The organism is Xanthovirga aplysinae (assembly GCF_009711365.1).
Taxonomy (GTDB): Bacteria; Bacteroidota; Bacteroidia; order Cytophagales; family Cyclobacteriaceae; genus Xanthovirga; species Xanthovirga aplysinae.
Genome location: NZ_SMMB01000590.1, coordinates 1 through 2,565 on the forward strand (window position 1 = coordinate 1; position 2,565 = coordinate 2,565).

At 30.6% G+C, this 2,565-nt stretch carries 2 protein-coding genes; one reads left to right on the forward strand and one right to left on the reverse strand.

Features of this window, described 5'->3' with window-relative positions:
- Positions 1-730: hypothetical protein (locus tag E1171_RS03005; protein WP_155203943.1), on the reverse strand; the 730-nt coding region annotated here is incomplete at its 3' end.
- A 985-nt stretch (positions 731-1,715) separates the two neighbouring features.
- Here E1171_RS03005 and E1171_RS03010 point away from each other — a divergent pair.
- Positions 1,716-2,565: helix-turn-helix domain-containing protein (locus E1171_RS03010; protein WP_187696219.1), on the forward strand; the 850-nt coding region annotated here is incomplete at its 3' end.

Sequence of the window (2,565 nt, forward strand, 5' to 3'; positions counted from 1 at the left end):
TTTCCTTTTTAGTGAGTCCTAATTGTTCCACCTCTTTAACAAATGCATTTAAAAAAGATGTTTCTTTTAACAAGCTTGAAAATAAGGGGGTCTGACGTAAAACATTATTAATAGCTTTCCAAGAAGTCGCAAAATCCCTGTAATAACGACCAGGTACTTTTATAGATTCAATATCAAATTCAAACTTTGTAATGTAATTACTATAGTGATTCATAAAAGGCTCGGTTGTCATAGCTGGTATTTGCTCTGCAATCCATAGCCTTCCTGGGATAAGAGTTTGAATAGGTTCAAGACCATAAAAATTCCTTTTGTAGATAATATATTTGGTTTGATCCATTTCAAGTTCGCTATAAGCGGTTGGAATATTGTGCTGAAATTCCCATTTTCGAGGAAAACCGTCAAAATAATACATTATTTCTACAACTGAACCTACTCGCACATTGGGCATAAACACTTTGTAAACATCAAATTCATTAATTACTTCTTCTTTGTGGATTGAATTAGGTTCTAATTTGTCCTTTACTATTTCTCCTTTTTCCAGATTATATACATATCCCTGAAATACACTTTTATTGGTCGTCGAGAAGCTCCAATCTCCCCATCTGGTTCCTGCTGGTTTTAAAATCTTAATTCGAATATGTCTTTTAAAGCGATGAGTGGCCCTATCAAATGCCCCTTTATCATACAAGATTACTGCCTCTGCAGTTGAATCCGGACTATATATATTCATTTGTAGCTCTTCTATTGAGACTTTCCCAAACTTGGGTGCTTTTTTTTGAGAAAATACAGAATGAAAAAACAATAATAATCCTATTACTAAAAGAAAAAACCTCACCATGCCTTAAAAATACACCTGTTTAAAAAACACAAAATTAGAGATTAAAAAATTTTTAATATTCAATTATTGTTATTTTTTATTAAAAAAAGATAATTAAAATTAAATCCTTATCAAGAAAAATGATTCAATATTGCCAAAACTTTAATTATTGAATACTGGAATCAATAATTTACCTAATAATCTTTGAGAAAGGCATATTATCCCTATAGACATGTTTTATAAAATGAACATCAAGCCGCTATTAGGAAACTTAGGGTATACTTAATTTAAAATCAGGTATTTTATCTCCTTTTTCCGTGTTCGATAGGTGTCTCTATCCCCCCATTTTAAGACCATTTACTCTATATTCCAAGGACTCATTTTTTTAACCATATTTGATTATATACTTCCCAAGTGGTTTGCTATAATTATCGTACACATTGTATAAAAAGATTGAATATAAGTGAAGTCAAAGATTATGAAACATTCCCACGTCCATGTAACCTAAAATTGAAGTGGTTTTTAGTCCCTCATTTTTTATTAACTTACCATAAACCAAAAGCAAAAACCACCACACCAAAATCTATTTGCTAGGAACATAGAACAAAATGGTAAGGAGAAAATGATATTTATATTTGGAATTAATATATCGTTGTTTTTATCGATTATATTAACACTCAAAAAAGGGAAAAATCCAGCAGACAAAGTACTACTATTTTGGCTTTTGGTAATCACCATACATCAATGGTTATTTTACCTAGATTATTCAGGACAAATTTCAAAATATGGTTTTTTAGCAGGAGTAATAATACCGTTTCCCCTATTACACGGCCCTTTTTTGTTTACCTATACATCATTATTGATTAAACCCCTGACCTCTAAAAATCGACACTATTGGATGCATTTCCTACCATTCTTTTTGATGCATCTTTACCTTCTAAATTTTTATCGCTTACCGGTACTAGATAAAATATTTGTACTTGAGAATAAGGGGATTGGTTATGAAGCATTCGTAAAAATTAATTTGATGCTAATTTTGGCCTCCGGATTAGGATATATTTTGTGGAGTCTTAGAGATATCAAAAAATATCAAACAAATATAAAACAACAGTTTTCAAATATATCTAAAATCGACCTAAAATGGCTACAAAATTTAATTTATGGTCTTCTTTTTATTTGGATTGTGGTAATCTTTGGTCAAGAAACCCACACTTTTCTGGCAGTTACACTTTTTGTATTACTAATTGGAGTTTTTGGTATTAAACAAGGACGAATTTTTTCAAACCAAATTTCCTTGAATACAGGACGAAATAGCACTTTGGTAAAAGAGAAAGCTAATAAAGAGGGTAAAACTATCACCAAGCAATATCAAAACTCAGGGCTCAACGAAGAAAGACGCTTTTCTATCAAAATGCATTTGACAAGATTAATGGATGAGGAGAAGATATTTCTTGACCCTGAACTTTCATTATCAATTTTAGCCACCAAACTCAAAACACAACCAAATTATATTTCCCAGTATATTAATGAAGAATTAGACCTTAATTTCCATGATTACATAAACTCAAAAAGAGTAAATGAATTTAAGCATAGAATTATCACATCAAAATATAAACACTATAAACTAATTGAAGTGGCATATGATTGTGGTTTTAATTCAAAGTCTTCTTTCAATAGGATTTTCAAAAAAGCAAATGGAATGACTCCATCGGCATATCTCAAAATGGTAAATCAAAAAGAGGCACCAA